This is a genomic window from Ruegeria sp. CDSC079 (assembly GCF_059610505.1).
The window spans coordinates 140,554-159,405 of record NZ_JBXWNT010000006.1 but is presented as its reverse complement, the minus strand read 5'-3'; the positions used below and the strand labels follow the sequence as shown (position 1 = coordinate 159,405).

The 18,852-nt window shown below is 54.1% G+C and carries 21 protein-coding genes and 1 tRNA gene; 9 read left to right on the top strand and 13 right to left on the bottom strand.

The window, feature by feature from the left end; translation table 11 throughout:
• Nucleotides 1–183: 183 nt before the first annotated feature.
• Complete coding sequence (locus AC2FIC_RS13150) at nt 184–969, bottom strand: enoyl-CoA hydratase (RefSeq protein ID WP_496870180.1); 786 nt, start codon at nt 967–969, stop codon at nt 184–186.
• 58 nt (nt 970–1,027) lie between these two features.
• Between AC2FIC_RS13150 and AC2FIC_RS13145 the strand changes: the two genes are divergently transcribed.
• Nucleotides 1,028–1,471 carry a PaaI family thioesterase gene (locus AC2FIC_RS13145; protein ID WP_142633872.1) on the top strand — a complete coding sequence of 148 codons (444 nt, stop codon included), beginning with the start codon at nt 1,028–1,030 and terminating at the stop codon, nt 1,469–1,471.
• Between the two features lie 59 nt (nt 1,472–1,530).
• Here the strand turns inward: AC2FIC_RS13145 and AC2FIC_RS13140 are convergent, their stop codons facing one another.
• Nucleotides 1,531–1,758, bottom strand: a complete 228-nt coding sequence (locus AC2FIC_RS13140) for a DUF1127 domain-containing protein (RefSeq protein WP_142633870.1) — start codon at nt 1,756–1,758, stop codon at nt 1,531–1,533.
• A 99-nt stretch (nt 1,759–1,857) separates the two neighbouring features.
• Here AC2FIC_RS13140 and AC2FIC_RS13135 point away from each other — a divergent pair, with 99 nt between their 5' ends.
• The 4 genes from AC2FIC_RS13135 (at nt 1,858) to rpsI (ending at nt 4,900) form a co-directional block, all read left to right on the top strand.
• On the top strand, nt 1,858–3,261 hold the full coding sequence (locus tag AC2FIC_RS13135; RefSeq protein WP_496691254.1) for an aminotransferase-like domain-containing protein: 1,404 nt from the start codon (nt 1,858–1,860) through the stop codon (nt 3,259–3,261).
• 11 nt (nt 3,262–3,272) lie between these two features.
• Complete coding sequence (locus AC2FIC_RS13130; RefSeq protein WP_496691253.1) at nt 3,273–3,803, top strand: GNAT family N-acetyltransferase; 531 nt, start codon at nt 3,273–3,275, stop codon at nt 3,801–3,803.
• A 147-nt stretch (nt 3,804–3,950) separates the two neighbouring features.
• Complete coding sequence (rplM, locus tag AC2FIC_RS13125) at nt 3,951–4,409, top strand: 50S ribosomal protein L13 (RefSeq protein ID WP_113790645.1); 459 nt, start codon at nt 3,951–3,953, stop codon at nt 4,407–4,409.
• 5 nt (nt 4,410–4,414) lie between these two features.
• The gene (rpsI, locus tag AC2FIC_RS13120) at nt 4,415–4,900 is read left to right on the top strand and encodes a 30S ribosomal protein S9 (RefSeq protein ID WP_271947073.1); all 486 of its coding nucleotides are present in this window, start codon (nt 4,415–4,417) and stop codon (nt 4,898–4,900) included.
• 102 nt (nt 4,901–5,002) lie between these two features.
• On the opposite strand, the gene AC2FIC_RS13115 is transcribed toward rpsI, so the two are convergent.
• The 11 genes from AC2FIC_RS13115 to AC2FIC_RS13065 all read right to left on the bottom strand — a co-directional run bounded on the left by AC2FIC_RS13115 (nt 5,003) and on the right by AC2FIC_RS13065 (nt 15,903).
• A complete protein-coding gene (locus AC2FIC_RS13115) occupies nt 5,003–6,091 on the bottom strand; it encodes an SGNH/GDSL hydrolase family protein (RefSeq protein WP_496691252.1) in 1,089 nt (362 codons plus the stop codon).
• A 153-nt stretch (nt 6,092–6,244) separates the two neighbouring features.
• Nucleotides 6,245–6,910 carry a YrbL family protein gene (locus AC2FIC_RS13110; protein WP_496691251.1) on the bottom strand — a complete coding sequence of 222 codons (666 nt, stop codon included), beginning with the start codon at nt 6,908–6,910 and terminating at the stop codon, nt 6,245–6,247.
• A gap of 145 nt (nt 6,911–7,055) precedes the next feature.
• The gene (locus AC2FIC_RS13105; protein WP_496691250.1) at nt 7,056–8,216 is read right to left on the bottom strand and encodes an ABC transporter substrate-binding protein; all 1,161 of its coding nucleotides are present in this window, start codon (nt 8,214–8,216) and stop codon (nt 7,056–7,058) included.
• A gap of 29 nt (nt 8,217–8,245) precedes the next feature.
• Nucleotides 8,246–10,132 carry an AMP-dependent synthetase/ligase gene (locus AC2FIC_RS13100; protein ID WP_496691249.1) on the bottom strand — a complete coding sequence of 629 codons (1,887 nt, stop codon included), beginning with the start codon at nt 10,130–10,132 and terminating at the stop codon, nt 8,246–8,248.
• Nucleotides 10,133–10,136: 4 nt separating this feature from the next.
• On the bottom strand, nt 10,137–10,910 hold the full coding sequence (locus AC2FIC_RS13095) for an ABC transporter ATP-binding protein (protein ID WP_496691248.1): 774 nt from the start codon (nt 10,908–10,910) through the stop codon (nt 10,137–10,139).
• Nucleotides 10,907–11,671 carry an ABC transporter ATP-binding protein gene (locus AC2FIC_RS13090; protein WP_496691247.1) on the bottom strand — a complete coding sequence of 255 codons (765 nt, stop codon included), beginning with the start codon at nt 11,669–11,671 and terminating at the stop codon, nt 10,907–10,909. Before AC2FIC_RS13090 ends, AC2FIC_RS13095 begins: the two co-directional genes overlap by 4 nt.
• A complete protein-coding gene (locus AC2FIC_RS13085) occupies nt 11,668–12,765 on the bottom strand; it encodes a branched-chain amino acid ABC transporter permease (protein WP_142633851.1) in 1,098 nt (365 codons plus the stop codon). Before AC2FIC_RS13085 ends, AC2FIC_RS13090 begins: the two co-directional genes overlap by 4 nt.
• A gap of 3 nt (nt 12,766–12,768) precedes the next feature.
• Entirely contained in the window at nt 12,769–13,644 is an 876-nt protein-coding gene (locus AC2FIC_RS13080; RefSeq protein ID WP_282027411.1) for a branched-chain amino acid ABC transporter permease, read from the bottom strand.
• 74 nt (nt 13,645–13,718) lie between these two features.
• Complete coding sequence (locus AC2FIC_RS13075; RefSeq protein WP_496691246.1) at nt 13,719–14,747, bottom strand: alcohol dehydrogenase catalytic domain-containing protein; 1,029 nt, start codon at nt 14,745–14,747, stop codon at nt 13,719–13,721.
• A 200-nt stretch (nt 14,748–14,947) separates the two neighbouring features.
• Entirely contained in the window at nt 14,948–15,469 is a 522-nt protein-coding gene (locus tag AC2FIC_RS13070; protein ID WP_281972111.1) for a hypothetical protein, read from the bottom strand.
• A gap of 344 nt (nt 15,470–15,813) precedes the next feature.
• Nucleotides 15,814–15,903 (bottom strand) — tRNA-Ser (locus AC2FIC_RS13065).
• A 183-nt stretch (nt 15,904–16,086) separates the two neighbouring features.
• Between AC2FIC_RS13065 and AC2FIC_RS13060 the strand changes: the two genes are divergently transcribed.
• The 4 genes from AC2FIC_RS13060 to rpmA all read left to right on the top strand — a co-directional run bounded on the left by AC2FIC_RS13060 (nt 16,087) and on the right by rpmA (nt 18,774).
• Nucleotides 16,087–16,869, top strand: a complete 783-nt coding sequence (locus tag AC2FIC_RS13060) for a DUF2059 domain-containing protein (protein WP_281972398.1) — start codon at nt 16,087–16,089, stop codon at nt 16,867–16,869.
• Nucleotides 16,869–17,666: a DUF2059 domain-containing protein gene (locus AC2FIC_RS13055; RefSeq protein WP_281994622.1), complete on the top strand. Its 798-nt coding sequence runs from the start codon at nt 16,869–16,871 to the stop codon at nt 17,664–17,666. Before AC2FIC_RS13060 ends, AC2FIC_RS13055 begins: the two co-directional genes overlap by 1 nt.
• Nucleotides 17,667–17,875: 209 nt before the next feature.
• A complete protein-coding gene (locus tag AC2FIC_RS13050; protein WP_496691245.1) occupies nt 17,876–18,493 on the top strand; it encodes a 50S ribosomal protein L21 in 618 nt (205 codons plus the stop codon).
• Nucleotides 18,494–18,504: 11 nt separating this feature from the next.
• Nucleotides 18,505–18,774, top strand: coding sequence for a 50S ribosomal protein L27 (rpmA, locus tag AC2FIC_RS13045; RefSeq protein ID WP_120635433.1), 270 nt, complete (start codon nt 18,505–18,507; stop codon nt 18,772–18,774).
• The last annotated feature ends 78 nt before the right edge of the window (nt 18,775–18,852 follow it).

Below are 18,852 nucleotides of genomic sequence, written 5' to 3'. Positions count from 1 at the left end.
TTTTTGGGGTCGCCGATGCGGGAATGTCTGCGCTAGTGAGAGAAACCAGCTCGGAGGGACCTTCCGCCCACGGCGACCCAAAAGTGTTCAAGGCCTTAGCCTCGTCTCAGCATTGCCACAGTAACGCCCATTTGAAAAGTCCAAAAATGGCGACATTGCGGAAAAATATGCATGACAAATTCCTTATTGGCTCCAATTTGGATCTCTTTTTCCGATAAATGCAGATATTCCTTCTTCGGTATCCCGATGCATCATATTCTGAGCCATTACCTCGCCGGTATAGGAGTAGGCCTGATCCAATGGCATATCCAACTGGCGGTAGAAGGCCTGTTTTCCGACTTTCACGGCAGATCCCAGTTTTGAGGCAAGCTGCTCGGCCAGTGAAACAGCCTCATGCTCCAACAGCATTTCTGGCACCACGCGATTGACAAGACCCAGCTCAGCAGCTCGTGACGCCGGAATGAAATCTCCGGTCGTCAACATCTCGAAGGCGTGTTTGCGTGGAATGTTTCGGCTAAGAGCAACCATTGGAGTCGAACAGAACAGCCCGATATTCACACCGTTTACGCCAAACCGCGTCCCTTCGGCAGCTACAGCAAGATCGCAGGTTGCAACCAACTGGCATCCGGCCGCCGTAGCAATGCCGTGCACCTGGGCAATTACCGGCTGCGGAAGCGACTGAATCGAAAGCATCATTTTCGCACAGCGATTGAATAGGTCCTGGAAATAGGCTCTGCCGCCGTCTTCAGATTGGCGCCCAGCTGTCATCTGTTTCAGATCATGACCCGCACAAAAAGCTTTGCCTTTACCAGAAAGGATCACCGCCCGGATGGAACTGTCTTCGCGCAGAGTATCAAGTTCAGTCTGCAGTGCAGCCAGCATTTCGTCACTTAGGGCGTTGAGTCGGTCTGGCGCATTCATTGTAAGCCTAGCCACGGCGTCTGCGTCATTTCGTTCCAGAATTCCCATCTTGCCCTCCGATCTGATGTGAGGCCAACTCTAGGTCGGCAAATCCAGGAGGGGAAGTATGTCATTGGCAATGAATCGGGAGGAACTGGAGGATTATATGAGCCAAATCTTCCCCCAGGTCAGTCAGGATTATTCGGTCCAGGATCTGACCGAAGAGTCCATCGTCATGAGACTTGCCGTTGGCGATCGTCATTTGCGCCCCGGTGGGACCGTCTCGGGGCCGTCTATGTTTGGATTAGCTGATGTAAGCGTTTACGCACTGATCCTGGCGCGCAGGGGCCAGCAGTCTCTGGCCGTGACAACCGGTTGTTCAATGGACTTCATGCGTAAACCGGATGGAAATGCAGATTTGATTGCGCGCTGCACCTTGCTGAAGCTAGGAAAAACCCTTGCCGTAGGTGACGTTCTAATATTTTCGGAAGGGTCAGACAAACCCGTCGCACGCGCAACGATGACCTATTCTTTGCCACCAGAGGGGTCAGCTGCGGCAGCTTTTGGGTGAAAAAATGGCCGGGATAAACCCGGCCAAGGAAGAGGTCCCATATAGGGACTGGGGATTACCTAGCCCTGCCAAAAAGGGCGTTCGATCTCTCGTCTGGCCTGATAATTAGTCAGGCCCACATCCTTCAGCAGCCTGTCATCGAGATTGGACAAGTTAATTCGGCTGCGGCGTTGCCGCTCCCATTTTGTGACCGTCGCCGCAAACCGCACGGCCAGTGCGGCAATCAGCGGCAGCCGGGGGCTGTCGTTAAGCGCTATCAGGGCGGGGTTGTGCATTGCGCGTGTCATCTTGGGGTTCCTTTCAAATTGTATTGACACAAACGTAATATGTTCGGTATGAACACTTGATACATTCAGAATTGTGCTGCAATCAAAGGAAGAATTGTAATGGATACAATTTGGCCAGAGTCACTGCCTAAATCCAAAGGGCCAAAATATACACTGGTCGCCGATACAATTCGAAAAGCTATAGATAACAATCTTTTGGAAGTTGGTACAAAGCTGCCGCCGGTGCGGGAACTTGCCTATAGGTTACAAATCACACCGGGCACCGTTGCGCGCGCCTATACGATACTCACAGACGAAGGTCTGCTCAGCGCCGAAGTAGGACGTGGTACATTTGTGGCCCCGCCCAAGGCGCCTCTGCTCGATGATGTCTGGGCTCGGCAACTTCATCTCAGAGATGACAAATATGAAGCCAATGTCAGCCTGTTCAGCCCAAGGCTCGCCGATATGGGGCAGGTGGCCCTGATCCGCGAATGTATGCAGAAAGTGGCACAATCCGATCCACGCCTGTTTATGAACTATCCAACCCGCGATGCGTATAAACCTATGCGACAGGCTGTTGTAGATTGGCTTTCCGATTTGCCATTGGGACCAATTTCGCAGGACGATATCGTTCTGACCCACGGCGGACAAAACGGCCTTTGCCTTGTATTTCAGACAATATTACGCGGACCAAAGCCGATCGTTCTGGTTGAGGATCTGTCATATGCGGGGTTCCGACGGGCCGGTGAGTTGATGCGTGCAGAGGTCGTTGGCGTAAAGATGGACAAATGGGGCGTGGATCCAAACGCTATGGAGCATGCCCTTCGCCAGTCGGCGGCGCAGGCCATATGTGTCTCACCCGAGGTTCAAAATCCGACCGGCTCACATACACCACTGGAACGCCGCAAAGAAGTTGTGGAAATCGCGCGGCGGTTCGGCGTCCAGATAATCGAGGACGACTGCTACCGCATGGGTGATGCAAGAGCGCCCAGCTATCGCGCCCTGGCGCCGGAAAGGGGATGGCATGTGTCGTCGATCTCGAAGATCTTGACGCCCGCACTGCGTGTCGGGTTTGCCATAGCGCCGCGCGAGCGCAGCGTTGATCTGCGCCGTTCAGCGGAATATGGCTATTTTGGCCTTGCTCAGCCGCTTGCCGAACTGGCGCGGCTGATGTTGTCTGATCCGCGGACGCGCCAAATCGCAAAAGATGTCCGGACCCGGATGGGGGAATATGTGCGCGTGGCCGTAAACGCCCTGGGTGGGTTCGACCTGAACTGGGCCTCAGATGTACCTTTTGTCTGGCTGAACTTGCCTTCTGGTTGGCGAGCAGCTGCGTTCAGCCGCGCAGCGGAGCGAGAGGGAATTCAACTGCGGTCTGCCGATGAGTTTGCTTTGCGTGACGGGCGCGCGCCCAATGCGGTGCGCATTGCCATGAACGGGCATGTATCGTTGGATCAATTCGAGGACGCAATGCAGCGTCTCAGGCGTCTGCTGGATAATCCACCCGAACAAATTTCGGTGTAAGGGGACGCTTAATGGATATTCGGGAAATGCGGGGCAGGGGATTTGTCGTCACACCTATGCTCGAAAGTGACTTCGAAGACCTGCACCTTGCAGCCAGCGATCCGTTGATTTGGGCCGGGCATCCCGCCAAATCCCGCCATCAGAAAGAAGTTTTCGCCCCTTATTTCGATTTTCTGTTGAGCGCAGGTGGGTCAGTGACAGTACGCGAAGAGGCGACAGGCCGGGTCATCGGGTGCTCTCGCTATTATGAGCCTCCCGAAGTTCCCAGAGGCATCGGCATCGGATACAGCTTTATCACCCGTGATCACTGGGGCGGAGCCAGCAATCGGGCGATCAAATCGCTGATGGTAAATCAGGTGTTCGGCGAACTGGATGAGGTCTGGTTTCATATCGACCCAACCAACTTGCGTTCACAAAAAGGGACCGCGAAACTTGGGGCGCGGTACGTTGATACCCAGCAACTTGTTCTTGGTACCGGGGCTGGGCAGTGGATGCGTTGGGTATTGACGGAAAAAGATTGGCAAAAACATGGGGTAAAATAATACCTATTTTTTAATACATTGTTTTTGCTAAGTTAAAACTGATTTGCGTGTATTGACCCGCCTTTCGCGTGGGTTTAAACCCCATCCATCGAATTCGGACCGCTCCGTATGGGGGCGGTCTTTCACATCAAACAGGACTATCCTGCCATGAAAACCTTTTCTGCAACACCTGCAGACATCGACAAGAAATGGATCCTGATCGACGCCGAGGGCGTTGTTCTGGGCCGTCTTGCCTCGATCGTCGCCATGCGTCTGCGTGGCAAGCACAAAGCGTCGTTCACCCCGAACATGGACATGGGCGACAATGTCATCGTGATCAACGCTGACAAAATCCAGATGACCGGCAAGAAGCGCGAAGAGAACTTCTACTGGCACACTGGCCACCCGGGCGGCATCAAGTCGCGCACCAAGCAGCAGATCCTCGAGGGCAAATACCCCGAGCGCGTCGTGACCCAGGCGGTCAAGCGCATGCTGCCGGGCAACCGCCTATCGCGTCAGGTTATGACCAACCTGCGTGTTTATGCCGGTGCCGAGCATCCCCATGAGGCGCAAGCGCCCGAAGTTCTGGATGTTGCATCCATGAACAAGAAAAACACCCGGAGCTAATGACCATGGCTGATCAGATCAATACTCTCGAAGAGCTGAGCGCCGTAGCAGGCGTTGAAGTTGTGGCCGAAGAAGTCATCGTGCGTGAACCCGTACGCGACGAACTGGGTCGTGCCTATGCCACCGGCAAGCGTAAAGACGCTGTTGCCCGTGTTTGGATCAAGCCGGGTTCCGGTAAGGTCACCGTGAACGGCAAAGACCAGGACGTATATTTTGCACGCCCCGTTCTGCAGCTGATCCTGCGCCAGCCTTTCCAGGTTGCCGGAGTAGAAGGCGAGTTCGACGTTGTTGCAACCGTCAAAGGCGGTGGCCTGACCGGTCAAGCCGGTGCGGTCAAGCACGGCGTGTCGAAAGCGCTGCAACTGTACGATCCGTCGCTGCGTGGCGCACTGAAAGCCGCTGGCTTCCTGACCCGCGACAGCCGCGTTGTGGAACGTAAGAAATACGGTAAGCGCAAAGCGCGTCGTTCGTTCCAGTTCTCCAAGCGTTAATCGCTGGCACGAACCTTCAAGACTGTTTCAAACGGCCGCACAATGTTGCGGCCGTTTTTCTTTTGTTGATTGGGATTTAGTTTACCGAATCTGTTGTCGAACTCAGCCAGCTGCTTTGGTTTCGATCAGCGGGGCCAGAATCTGGAACATGAAGTCAGACAGAACCCTGTTGCCGTCCGCATTCAGATGGCCATCGTATCTGAAATACAGGTCTTCACCCTTGGTGCTGTATTCCTCAGCGAGGTAGGGCAGCGCTTCGTGCCACTGAAACCCTTGCTCGGCCACCATCCCCTCCATCAGGCGGTCGGGCAGGCCGGGGTCAACCTCGGGATCAGAAGATGTTTTCGCGGCCTGAAGAACCTGAAACAACTGTGGGACAGACACGACCACAAGCTCGGATCCCTGCGACTGCGTGAAGGCTGCCATGCGGGAAAACACCTGCTTTGTCGTCTCGACTTTGGCTTGAAACAGATCGCTCATCGGGGTGGTGAAAAAGGCCTTTCGCGGCGTCATCAGGTACAGTTGGGTATAGGTCTGATCGTTCGCCATCAGCATTCGCTTTAACAGCGTAACCGAGTGTAGCGAGGATTTCTTGATATTCCCCGAGCCTACAACCGAACTGACATCGCTAAAGGCGACATCAACGCCATCAACGGTCCGAATGGGCTCATTTGCGAACATATCATTGGGAAGAAAGGTAACTAGAACGATATCAGGGTCATATTTTTCGCTTAACCGCTCGAGATACAGCGCCTGTTGAGATGTGTTATATCCCGGAACACCTGCGTTGATCAGCTGAACGGGCATGCCTTGATCCAGGAACTTCTGGGCCAAGAGTTCTGGCCAGATATCGCCCAGCTCATTTGAGGCGCCGAAGGTAAAGGAATCTCCCAGTAACAGGATCTTGATGGTTTTTCCATCGTCTGATGCACTGGCTGGAAAGCGGGTTTCACGAAACCCGTTTTCGTCGACTTTATACTCAACCGTGAACTCTGGTGCATTGATGGCGACGACGGTGTTTGGCCTGTTCGTATGCCCGACGACCGGGTCCTTCAATCCAAGTGGACCACCCTCTGGATATGTTGTCAGAACGCCTTGTGGTGACAGCCAACGGATGCCCAGCTCCACACCAGCAAGAAGCGTTGCAGAGATCATCACGATGATCAGAAAGTTCAGAATTTTTGACCGCATTTTTTATCTAACTACCTAGAATACCATTTACCGAATTGGTCCCGTTATCGTTGTAATGACGAGGACGCACAAAAAACATTTCTGAATGTTGAGATTAACAGCCCGCACACGTCAAGCGTGAGACGAAAAGAAAGTCACTCCAACACGGATTTGTCAGTCCGCTTCACGTCCTAAAGCCTGTTGAGCCAAAGCAAGGAATTTCTGCCGAGTCTGGTCGATCTTTCGTTTGTTCAGGCTTGGGAACCACCTGCGAACTGGGATCGCCTGCTTATTTCCGAAACTGTCTATCCAGACCCATCGTCCTGAGCCGTCGGCCAACGTCTGATAGACGATGTTGCCGGGGTTCTGGTTACTGACCAAAACGTTCTCTTTGACCAAAATGTCAAAATGCGCGTTCAACGAATCCAAGTGATGCGGTTTAAGGCGACGGCTTTGGACCAAACCAATAAGGCTGGGCGATAGCTGTCCGTCAGGCTCGGAAATCCGCTCGTACATGAGCGCCAGACCCAGGTCCGTCTGAACCACACCTCGCACCTCACATACGGGGATAGGAGCAGCGGATTTCTGGTGACGCACCATAAGATCAAACGACTCGTGAAACTCGCGCAGAAATCCTTTGAACGCCGTCGAGCGTCGAAACATCCGATCAAACCAGGTATCCGTCACAAGATGAGCTTCGTCATCTATCGTCTGAGGTTGCGGGATCTTCAGCAGAGTGTCCGGCAGATCAGGGTGTTGATAGACAAATTGCCGATTACCCTGCGCGATGATCTTACGATCTTTCAACGACAACAGATTTTCGATTCGAGTTTTTTCCATTTCGCCTAACTATAGCGGTTTTGCATTGGAACCAATTATCCCCAGGTGGAAAGCCCAAAACAAAAATGAAAAAGCCGTCCGTATTGGAACGGACGGCTCATGGTTTCTAACGCCTGAATGCAGATTAAACTCTGTTTTTCAGTCGTTACTCTTCGTGGACCAGCTTCCAAGCACCGTTTTCAACAACGCTCACAAACACCGTGTCGGCACCTTGGTGGTCGTCCGGCGAAAACGAGATGTGATTTCCAACCAGTTCGTCGTTGTAGTCGAGTGTCTCCATCGCAGCGATAAAACTGTCATGAGTCAGATCGGGGCCGGCGATTTCCAGCGCCTTAACCATCATTTCAGCCGCAGAATAGCCCAACATTGCAAATCCAACGGGATCTTCGCCTGTTGCAGCCTTATACTCTTCGATGAAGGCTGCAGGGGCCGGTTGGTCCGCGCGGGCCCACAAGTCCAGCCATGAGGCGGCGGCATAAAAACCATCCGTCACGCCACCCGGCACCTGCGCAACGACGGTCAGGAAGCTGGCTGATGTTCCCAAGAATTTCATATCCGTTAGACCCATCTTTTTGGCGGTGCCAACCACAGTGATCGCCTGCCGAACCCCAAGGGCCATGGTGACGATGTCGCAGCCTTCATCTCTGAGCTTGCTCAGAGAGCCCACGAAATCCGTCTCATCGGGCTTGTGGGTGGTTTCTGTGCCAAAACCGATCCCAGCCTCTTCGGCACCCGCCTTGCTGCCTTCCAGAATCTCCTCGCCGAAATCGGTGGGCAGATACATGGTGCAGACTGTTTGCGATCCGAATTCGCTGGCCAGATAGTTCACGCCGACACGCGCCTGATCGAAATAGGTGGAAAAGGACGTGAATTTGTTGCGCACTGGTTCTTGCAGCATTTTCTGCGACGACGTCAAAGGCGCGACATTCGGAATGCCCTTGGGATCGAGCAGTTTGAACCCGGCCAGGTTCATCGGCGTACCCAGAGATTGCAACATCGCAAACACCTTGTCGCGGTTCAGCAACTTGTTGTAGCCCTGCATCGCGCGCGGCATCTGATAGCCATTATCCTCAACCACAAAACGGATGGTCCGACCGTGCACACCACCTGCGGCGTTCACGCGGTCGAACACCACATTGGCGCCTTTGGTGGCTGGGACACCAACGGCGGCGAAGATACCGCTCAGATCATTGACCGAGCCGATTACGATCTCATCATCCGTAACACCCTGTGTCTGAGCGCTGGAGAGTGTCGCTACAGCCGTCAAAACTGTGGCAGCGGACAGCCGTTTAATCAGATTCCTCATTATAATCCTCCCTTTGGATAACGTTTTGTCTAATTGTACATGTCTTCAATAAGATGTTCGTGCTTCTTTTCCACAAAGCTGCGCTTGAGCTTCATTGTGGCCGTCAGTTCGTCATCATCTGCCGTCAGCAGAACATCTATCAGGCGGAAATCCTTGATCTGTTCAACCCGTGCGAAATCCTTGTTTGCGGCACCCACTTCGTCTTTGATCTGGTCCCGAACCTCGGCGGAGGCACAAAGAGAGGCAAAATTCGAGAAGGGGACCTTTCGATCCTGCGCAAATTTCTCCACGTTTTCCTGATCAATCATGATTAGTGCAGTCAGGAACTTGCGCTTATCGCCAATTACAACTGCGTCCGAGATAAAGGGACTGAACTTGAGACGGCTTTCAATCTCGGCCGGGGCGATATTTTTGCCGCCCGCCGTGATGATCAGGTCTTTGAGACGGCCCGTAATGGTCACGTAACCGTCTTCGTCGATCTGGCCCATATCACCGGTGCGCAACCAGCCATCGGCGGTGAACGTCTCGGCGGTTTTGGCGTTGTTGCGCCAGTAGCCCTGAAAGATGTTCAGCCCTTTAAGCTGAATTTCACCCTCTTCTGAAATACGGACGTCATTGACGGGCACGGCCTGCCCAATGGTGCCGATCCTGTTATTGCCGAGCGTATTCAGCGTCGCCAGACCCGAGGTTTCGGTCATACCGAACCCTTCGACCAGAGGCACGCCAATGGCCCAATACCATTTCAGCAAATCAGCCGAGATCGGGGCCGCGCCGCTGCCACCGCGTCGCATGTTGTCCAACCCCAGCATCCGGCGCAGATTGCGCAGAACCAGACGGTCCCAAAGCCAGTATTGCGCGGCAACACCTGGCGGAACCGGCTTGCCCGCCAGAATGTATTCGGCCCGTGCCAGCCCCGCCTTGACCGCCAGTCCAAAGGCCACGCGCCCGGTTGCGGTGGCGTCCTGGCTCAGGATCTGAACCTGCGAATAGATCTTCTCCCAGACCCGCGGAACCGCCGTGAACGTCGAGGGCGAGACCTCTTGCAGATTGGCGAACACCGTCTCGGGGCTTTCGGCAAAGTTGACGACGGATTTCGTCGCCAGCGGGAAATAGATGGAAACATCGCGTTCGAGGATATGGCAGAGCGGCAAAAAGCACAGCTGTTCATCTGTTTCCAATGCGGGCAAGGAATGAGCGCCGGCTTCGATTGCGGCCAGGATGTTCTCGTGGCTCAGCATTGCGCCTTTTGGCATGCCGGTCGTGCCCGATGTATAAACCAGAAGAGCGGTATCCTGCGGGGATGCAAGCGCGATTTCTGCGTCAAAGCGGTCGGGCTCTTCTATCTCGACATGCTGGCCTAGCTCATAAAGATCGCTGATCATCATGCAGCGGTCATGGTCCAGATCATGCAGACCTTCATCCTCGAGGATGATGACCTTCAAAAGGGTCTGCAAATCCACTTCGACCTCAAGGAACTTGTCCAGCTGTTCTTCGTTTTCGACCACCAGAAACCGGCTGTCACTGTCATTGATCAGGTATTTCACCTGGGCGGCCGCATCCGTCGTGTAGATGCCCGAGGCAATCCCACCGACGCCCTGAATGCCCATATCGAACCAGGCCCATTCTTTTCGGTCTTCGGAAAGGATCGAAACGACCTCACCGCGTTTCAATCCCAGCTTTTGCAGGGCGAGGCCGATCCATTTCGCGTGCTGCCAGTAATCCGTCCATGAATAGGATTTCCAGATACCTAAATCTTTCTCGCGATGCGCGGTACGCGCGCCCAAATTGGCACAACGCTTTTGAAAAAGTTGCCCGATGGTTGTGCATTCATCTACATAAACCGGTCGCTGACCGGGATTTGCGTTGTACTGAACACCGTTGATCATGATCTGAGAGGGCAGGGTGCTTATATTCATGCGCTCACCTCCACGTCTTCTTGCGTTTCCAGCGGCGGTTTTCACGCGCACCTTCTTCCTGCACACCCAGATAGAAATTCTGGATGTCTTCTGACTGCATCAGCTCATCCGCGGGGCCATCCATGACGATGCGCCCGACCTCCATGACATAGCCGTGATGCGCCAGTTCCAGCGCAGCATTGGCGTTCTGTTCAACCAGCATCATCGTCATGTTCTGTTCATCATTCAGGCGCTTCAGGATTCCGAAAATCTCTTGCACAAGCAAAGGAGACAGGCCCAGCGAGGGCTCGTCCAGTAACATGATCCTTGGATTTGCCATCAACCCCCTCCCGATTGCCAACATCTGTTGTTGGCCTCCGGATAAGGTCCCCGCCTCTTGATTGCGGCGTTCTTTCAGGATCGGGAAGTAGGAAAAAACCAGTTCGCGGTCATGGTCAATCTGGCCTCGGTCCGAGGATGTATAGGCGCCGAGGCTCAGGTTTTCGTCCACGGTCAGCAGAGGAAATACTTCGCGCCCTTCGGGTACGTGGACGACGCCTTTCTGCACAACTTTATGTGGCTCAGCCCCTTGAATTTCGACCCCGTCAAAGCTGATCTTGCCCTTTTCCGGGTCCATTACGCCGGACACGGTTTTCATCAATGTGGTCTTGCCGGCCCCATTGGCCCCAAGGATCGACACGATCTTACCAGGATGCACATCCAGCGACACGCCCCGGATTGCCATGATTGGCCCGTAAAAACTTTCGACATTGCGAATGGTCAGGATCGGATCGCTCATGACACTTTCCCCAGATAGGCCTCAACCACTGCCGGGTGTGACTGCACCTGCGCAGGGGTTCCCAGTGCGAGCATTGCCCCATCCGCCATTGCAAGGACCCGATCCGAGACGCCCGAGACCAAAGCCATGTCATGTTCGACCATCAGCACCGTAATCCCCATCTGCCGCCGGATATCATCTATCCACCAGCGCATATCGGTCGTTTCCTCGACCGACAGCCCCGAGGCCGGTTCATCCAGCAGTAACAACTTGGGATCGGTGGCCAGGGCGCGGGCAACTTCAACCACTTTGCGCACACCGTAAGGTAGGCCTGATATCATCTTGTCGCGATAGGCCTGCAGATCAAGAAAATCGATGATTTCTTCAACCTTTTCACGGTTTTCGATCTCTTGCCGCCGGGCCGACGGCAGGAACAGCACCTCGGATAAAAGTTTTGTCTTGCGGTGCCGATGACGCCCGACCAGCAGGTTCTGCAGAACAGTGGCGTGTTCGAACAGTTCGATATTCTGAAACGTCCGCGCAACACCAAATGCTGCAACGCCGGACGGTTTCACCTGCAGCAAGTCATGCCCGTCATACCGGATTGAACCCTCTATTGGTTCATAAAAGCGCGAGATCAGATTGAAAACGGTCGATTTACCCGCGCCATTGGGGCCGACTATGGCAAAAACCTCGCCGTCTTCGACTGAAAAGGACAGGTCGTTCACAGCCGTGACGCCACCAAATTTCAAGGTGACATTCTTAAATTCAAGCAGGCTCATCTCAGACGCTCCGTCTTGAGATAGGATTTCTGACGTTTGAACATGTCCTTGCGATAGAAGGGAAACAGTTCGAACCATGTCCGGATCTTCAGCCAACGTCCATACATCCCCATGGGTTCAAACAGGATAAAGGCGATCAAGATCATGCCGAAGATACCAAATTCCAATCCCGGAATTGCGACGGTGCTGCCCCCGAAAACTGCGCCGACATACTCTTTTGCGATCGACAAAAATTGCGGCAGAAACCCAATGACAACAGCACCCAGGAATGCCCCGTGGATTGAGCCCAGACCACCGATCACGATCATCATCAGCAACTGAATTGAGATTAGGACGCTGAATGTCTCGTTATTGAACGCGCCCGAGAACATCCCCATCAGAGCACCCGCCCAGCCGGTCACAGCGCAGGACAGGGCAAATGAGATCATCTTGGTTTGCGCAATATCAACACCCATCGCCTGGGCCGAGACCTCAGAATCTCGCACGGCGATGAAACTGCGCCCAAGCGGTGCGCGCAGCAGGTTGATATAGCCCAGAGTGACCAGAACCGCGACTGCAAGCACCAGCCAGAAGAATTGGACCGGCGTAGCCCAGCGATCGACCATGAATCCAAATATCTCGACCCCGCCGATATATTTACCGGCGACCCCGCCGGTGATCGGCTCGGCCAGGACAATCACGTCATCCATCAGGATCGATAGGGCCATGGTAAAGATTGCCAAGTAGATACCGTGAAGGCGCAGGGCCGGGATAGCAACGGTCACCCCTGCTATCCCGGTCAGGATACCGGCGATCGGGAAGGCCAGCAGGAATGGCAAGCCTGCCTCTATCAAGATGATATTCGCATAGCACCCAAAAGCCAGAAAAGCCGCATGCCCAAGGCTGACCTGTCCGGTATGGCCGGTCAGTATCATCAACCCAAGACCTGCAATCGCCCAGATCAAAACATTTGTCAGCTCACCCAGATAGAATGCGTCCAACCACCACGGAGCGGCGATCACGACGCCTAGAAGGATCAGGTATAAGCTCAGTTGATACCGGTCTTTCCAAGGCCGGATATCTTGCATGTAACTGGTCTTGAAAATGATCCGCATGGCTTAAACCTTTTTGACCCTAACTTGGCTGAACAGCCCATTGGGGCGAAAGATCAGGACAGCCAACAACAGTGCATAAGGTGCAATCTGACTGTACCCAGCAGCGATATAGCGACTGGCAAACGGTTCGATTACGCCAACGATCAAACCTCCAGCCAATGCTCCAGGTAAACTTCCGAATCCGCCAATGACCGCAGCGGCGAAGGCCTTAATGCCCAGAAGTCCGGTTGCCGGGTCCACGGATCCTTTGGCGGCAAACAAAATGCCTGCGATACCCGCAACCATGCCGGCCAACGCCCAGATGAAACCCTGCACTCGTTTTACCGGGATTCCCATATAATAGGCCGCCAGCTGATTTTGTGAGGCACCCTGCATTGCAAGCCCAAGCTTGGTGCGACTGAAGAACTGGTACAGCCCCCAGGTCAGCAGAACGGTCACGACGATAACCGCCACGTCCTCCATCCCCAGTACAAGGCCGCCGAAATGCACTTCTTTTCCGGCCAGTGGATTCTGTAGCGTCTGCGGTTCGTGCCCCCAGATCAGACCGGCCACAAAGCGGATTACAAAGCCCAGGGCGATGGTCAGAATGACCACGGCCGTCTGGCTTTCCCCGAAAAGTCGCCGAATGATCAACCGGTCCAGCAAGTACCCCAGCGCGCCCATGATCCCCAACGAGATCGGCAAGGCCAGCCAAAAAGGCAGCCCCATATATTCGGCATTTGTAAGCCCGATGGTAACAAAGGCGCCCAGCATCATGAGGTCACCCTGTGCGAAGTTCACTGCCTCGGTCGCCTTGTAAATCAGAACAAATCCGAGCGCGATCAGCCCATAGACACAGCCATTCGCCAGCCCGCTAATCAGCAGCTGCGCATTATCCAAACTCACCTCCCTATACCGGTTGCTCCGGGTTCATTTAGATCCCGGGCCTCCTCCTTAGCCCGGGGTTTGTACTACTATGGCGTGATAATTACCTTTCCGTCACTCTTTTGCAGTGCATCGACCAGCCCGGACATAACATTTTTTAATGTAAGCTTTTCTGAAACATCTGTTTTCCAACGCCCGTCCGCAAAGCGGGCCTGAACCTCGGCAACGACACGTACCACATCTTCGCGAGGCGTCGCTGTCATCCATTGTGTCAGCCAAAACCCTTCGATTTTCTTACCCATAAAGATGAGCTGTCCCGTCTGCGTTAGTTTGGGCAGTTCAGGGCTGAGCTTGCCATAACACACCCAGCGCGCACCTTTCGGCATCGCACAGAAAATCTGTTCGGAAATCTGGTCGGCGACGGCATCCAAAAAGACCCGAGGTTTAAGCTCTTTGCTAAGCGCTGCGAATTTCTGCAGCATGTCGGGGTCTAATGTTACCAGCACGTCATGAGCGCCCAGCTCTTTCAATGCAGCAACGGTCTCAGCGCGTCTCACAATCGCAATCGGCTTGAGCCCAAGATCGCGACCGAGGCTGCACATAAGCTTGCCCAACTGACTGGTTGCGGCAGATACGATAAAAGCATCTCCGGCCTGACGCGCCAGATCGACCATCGCCATGGCCGTCATCGGGTTCACAATCTGTGCTGACCCATCGTCATCCGAGATATCCGGGCGCAGTGGAATACACATTTGTGCATCGGTCAGAGCGTACTCGGCCCAGGCACCGGAAAGAGTGGCCATGAATGCCACGCGCTGTCCCTGCAAACCCTCGGCTCCGGCACCGGTGGCGACGACGTCTCCACATCCCTCAAACCCAGCCGGAGATCCCTTTTCCCTAGGCTGCCCGTATTCACCCTTGATAAAATGCAGGTCGGACGGATTAACCGATGATGCCCTCAGGCGGATCAGAACCTGTCCTGCGCCCGGCTCGGGCACAGGCATTTCCGTTTCGGCCAGCCAATCAGACGCATTTTGGATGTTGGGACCAGTGGCTTTGCCCGAATACCCATGATGAGTTTGAACGATCGCAAACATGGAAGAGGGAAGGGGGGTCATGAGCGTACCTTTTCTGAACGATAGGAAACTGTTGGGTCCTGCTTGACTGCATCAAACCAACAATTTCGAAAATGATGGCCATGATCGACATCAACCGTGGCATATGTGTTCAGATCAGCCAAGCAAATGGCCAAAGGCGCGTCAATCGAACTATTCTTTGACGTAGGGAAAGACCGCTTTTTCGGCGGTCTTTCTAATTCTTACTGACCAGTCAACAGGGCCTGAAGTTCCTGAATTTTCAGCGCGATTGTTGCAGGTGAGGCTTTGATATCATCGAGAATACCAACCGCTTTTACCTTCAGTTCTTCTGCCAGTGTGCTTTCCTGAACTGAGGCAACCATGGCGTCATAGTCAAAGTTATCAACACTCATTGCGCCGCTCTCAACCCAGGAATTCAGCAGCTCTTGCCCCTGGTTGGTGAGGGCAGCGACCTCTTCTCCAGCCTGATCGGCCAGCTCAGTCGCTGTTTCACCGGCTTGAGTGGCTAGGTCAGACGCGGCTTCGCTGGACTGTTCGACGATTTCAGCCGCCTGTTCCGTAACGGAAGACGCAGCTTCGCCGGCCTGTTCAGTAACCGATTCTACGGCTTCGGACACGGCGTTTCCGGTTTCTTCAGCGGCGGCTTGCGGCTGTTCGACCGGAGCGGCAGGTTGATTCAGATAGTAATAGATTGCGGCGCCAACGCCGGCGACGACGACCCCTAGCAAGATTATACGCGACATGGGATTCTCCTTTGAAATATGTGTCGCCGAGATGGGGGGAAACTAGCGGACTGGAAAGGGGAATTCGTGGAACATCCTCTCAGAACAAGGGATTGAGCCAGTGTACGCCGATCTGGGCCGATCCCGTGGCAATAACACGCCAACGTTGAACAACCAGTGGCCGAGATGCCATTCTTGTCAACCAACCCACAGGGTCGCACAAATGCCTGTTCGACAGGGAAGCACAGAGGCTAAGAATTCTCGTAGGAAGGCGCGCAAAGCGAATAAGGCGACAAAGGCCTGCATTTCAGGTGCTTGAGCTAAATTCCGGAAAGCTGGTTGCCAATCATGCGCTGAATGGCTGATGGCGGAGAGACAGGGATTCGAACCCTGGGTGGGCTTGCACCCACAACGGTTTTCGAGACCGCCCCGTTCGACCACTCCGGCACCTCTCCGCGGGGGTCTGTGAGGGGGGGATTTAGTGATGAACACCCGGGGGTGCAAGCAGAAAGTTTCATAATTTATCAATCCCAGGATTTTCCGTTGCCAGATGCCGCAAAACCCCTAGGCTTCTGTACATGAGACATTTTACGCACCACATCACCACCGCCCTTTCGCTGTTTCTTTTCACAGTATTCATGCTGCCAATCCCGGCATCCGCTGCCGGGCGCGATAGGATCGAGGCATTCTTGACCACAACCGGTTTCGACGTTGCCCTTGAAAGTATTGCTCTGGCTTCGGCCTCGGCACCTCAGATGCTGGGTTTTGACCCCGATGGGTTCGGGTCGGACTGGGCGCGGCTGACCGAAGAGGTGTTCGATACGAAAGACATGCATGAAACTGCAGTTTCGATTTTAGAGCAGACGCTTAGCGATCAGGCGCTGAATCACGCGGTAGAATTCTATGCATCAGATCTGGGTCAAAGACTGGTCTCTGCTGAAAACGCTTCCCATCTGATCGAGGATGACGAAGCGAAACAACAGCAGGGGCAAGAGATAGTCGCTCACCTTGTCCGGGAAGGCTCTCAACGTGTTGAGAGTCTAAAAAGGATGAACACTGCCATCGACTCAAGCGGTACTTCTTTGCGCGCCCTTCAGGAAATACAAATCCGGTTCCTCCTCGCCGCCAGCGCTTCAGGTGTGATCGAACTGCAGTTGGATGCAGATGAATTGCGCGCAATGATGAAACAGAACGAAACCGGGATGCGACAGGCCTTACAGCTCTCCGCACTTGCCGGTGCTGCTTATACCTATCAGGATTTCTCGGATGCGGATGTCATCACCTATGTCGAGGCGTTGGAACAGCCTCTAATGCAGGAAGTCTACGAACTTTTGAACGCCATTCAGTATGAGATAATGGCTATGAAATTCGAAGTCCTGGCAACCAAAATGGCCGAGCTTCACCCCGCACAGGACATCTGATGCGCATTCTGATCGTTTTTGCCCTGATCTTCTGGGCCACATCATCCGGCGCCGTGGAAAAAGCGGATCGGCTGGCGCAAGCAATGCGTCTGGAGAACCTGATCGAAATCCTCCTGTCCGAAGGCGGAAAGATGAGCCAAGAGATGGACGCCACCTTGTTGGATGGCAACGGTGGCGCTCTGTTCGAAACTCGGGTCGAGGCGATTTATGATCCCGATTGGATGTATGATCAGTTGGTCCAGGGATTCCGGCAAAGCCTGGATGAAGTGCATTTGGAACGCGCCATCGCCTTTTTTGAAAGCGATCTTGGCCAAACCATCGTTTCCCTTGAGAATTCCGCACGGCTTGCATTTGTTGATCCGGCAATCGAAGACTTAGCAAAACAGGCCTATTTCGAAAACACCAAAGACAGCATGCAGTTCAAACTGGTCGAAGAGTACATACTGGCCAACGACCTGATCAAACAGAACGTGCGGAGCGCTTTGAGCGCGGATTACAACTTTTTCAGGGGGATAAATGACGGCCAAGTTCTCGATGACAGCGACCTTCTGGACAACCTTCTGCTGCAAAAGGACGGGATCGAGCAAGAGACAGAAACCTGGCTGTATTCCTTTCTGTTGATGGCCTATAACCCTTTGAGCAACGCCCAAATGCGCAAGAACATCGCGTTTTCTCGAACGGATACAGGGCAAGCGCTGAACAGCTCACTGTTCGAAAGCTTCGACAGTATGTATGATCAGATCTATTACGATCTGGGAAAGGCGGTTGCGGCTGTCTTACAGGGCTCTGATCTTTAGTCGCCATTTCATGTTGACTTTCCCCTGCAATCTTTGGATAAGCGCCCATCCCGGCCGGATTCTCCGCGCCGGGTATCGTTATTGTTGACCCAAGGGGCTGATCCATGGGTCATTCACACAGCCCGAAAAGGGCGCGCTGTTCGAGGTGGCTGAGGCCGAAAACACCCGCAAGGGGACCACAGAACGCGGGTTAGACAAAGGAAAGACGCATGTTTGCGGTCCTCAAGACTGGCGGCAAGCAGTACAAGGTTCAGGCGGGTGATACCCTCCGCGTTGAAAAATTGGCTGCCGACGCAGGTGAAAAAGTTCAATTCAACGATGTTCTGATGCTGGGCGGTGACGCTCCGGTAGTTGGTGCACCGTTTGTCGATGGTGCAGCCGTTCAGGCCGACGTGATCGAACAGATCAAGGGTGACAAGGTCATCAACTTCGTCAAGCGCCGTCGTAAGCACAGCTCGAAGCGTACCGTTGGCCACCGTCAGAAGCTGACCCTGGTCAAGATCACCGACATCCTGTCGTCGGGCGCTGACAAGTCGGGCATCAAAGCTGCAACCGGTTCTGCACCGGCAGGCGAAGCTGCACCCGCAGCGAAAAAGCCCGCCAAGAAAGCAGAAGCCAAAGCAGAGGCACCCGCCGCTGTTGCTGCTGCAGACGATCTGACCGCGCTGAACGGTGTCGGCCCAGCCGCTGCCAAAAAGCTGAACGAGGCCGGTATCGAGAGCTTTGCCGCTCTGGCCGCCTTGTCGGACGAGCAGATTGCTGCTATCGAAACGGTCAAAGTGAAACCCGAATGGGTTGAGCAGGCCAAAGAGCTTGCTAAAGGCTAAGGAGAGAGAGAATGGCACATAAAAAAGCTGGCGGTTCCTCCCGTAACGGTCGCGACTCAGCTGGTCGCCGCCTTGGCGTGAAACTGTATGGTGGCCAGGCCGCCATTTCAGGCAACATCATCGTGCGTCAGCGCGGCACCAAGTTCTGGCCGGGCGAAGGCGTAGGCATTGGCAAAGATCACACCATCTTTGCAACTGTTGATGGCGCTGTGAAGTTCCATAAAGGCCTCAAAAACCGCACCTTTATTTCGGTCCTGCCAGTGGCGGAGGCCGCAGAGTAAGCCGAAACCCATAAGGTTTGAAAATTCTTGGGGGACCGGCAGAAAATGCCGGTCCCTTTTCTCGTTTTAACGCAGGTT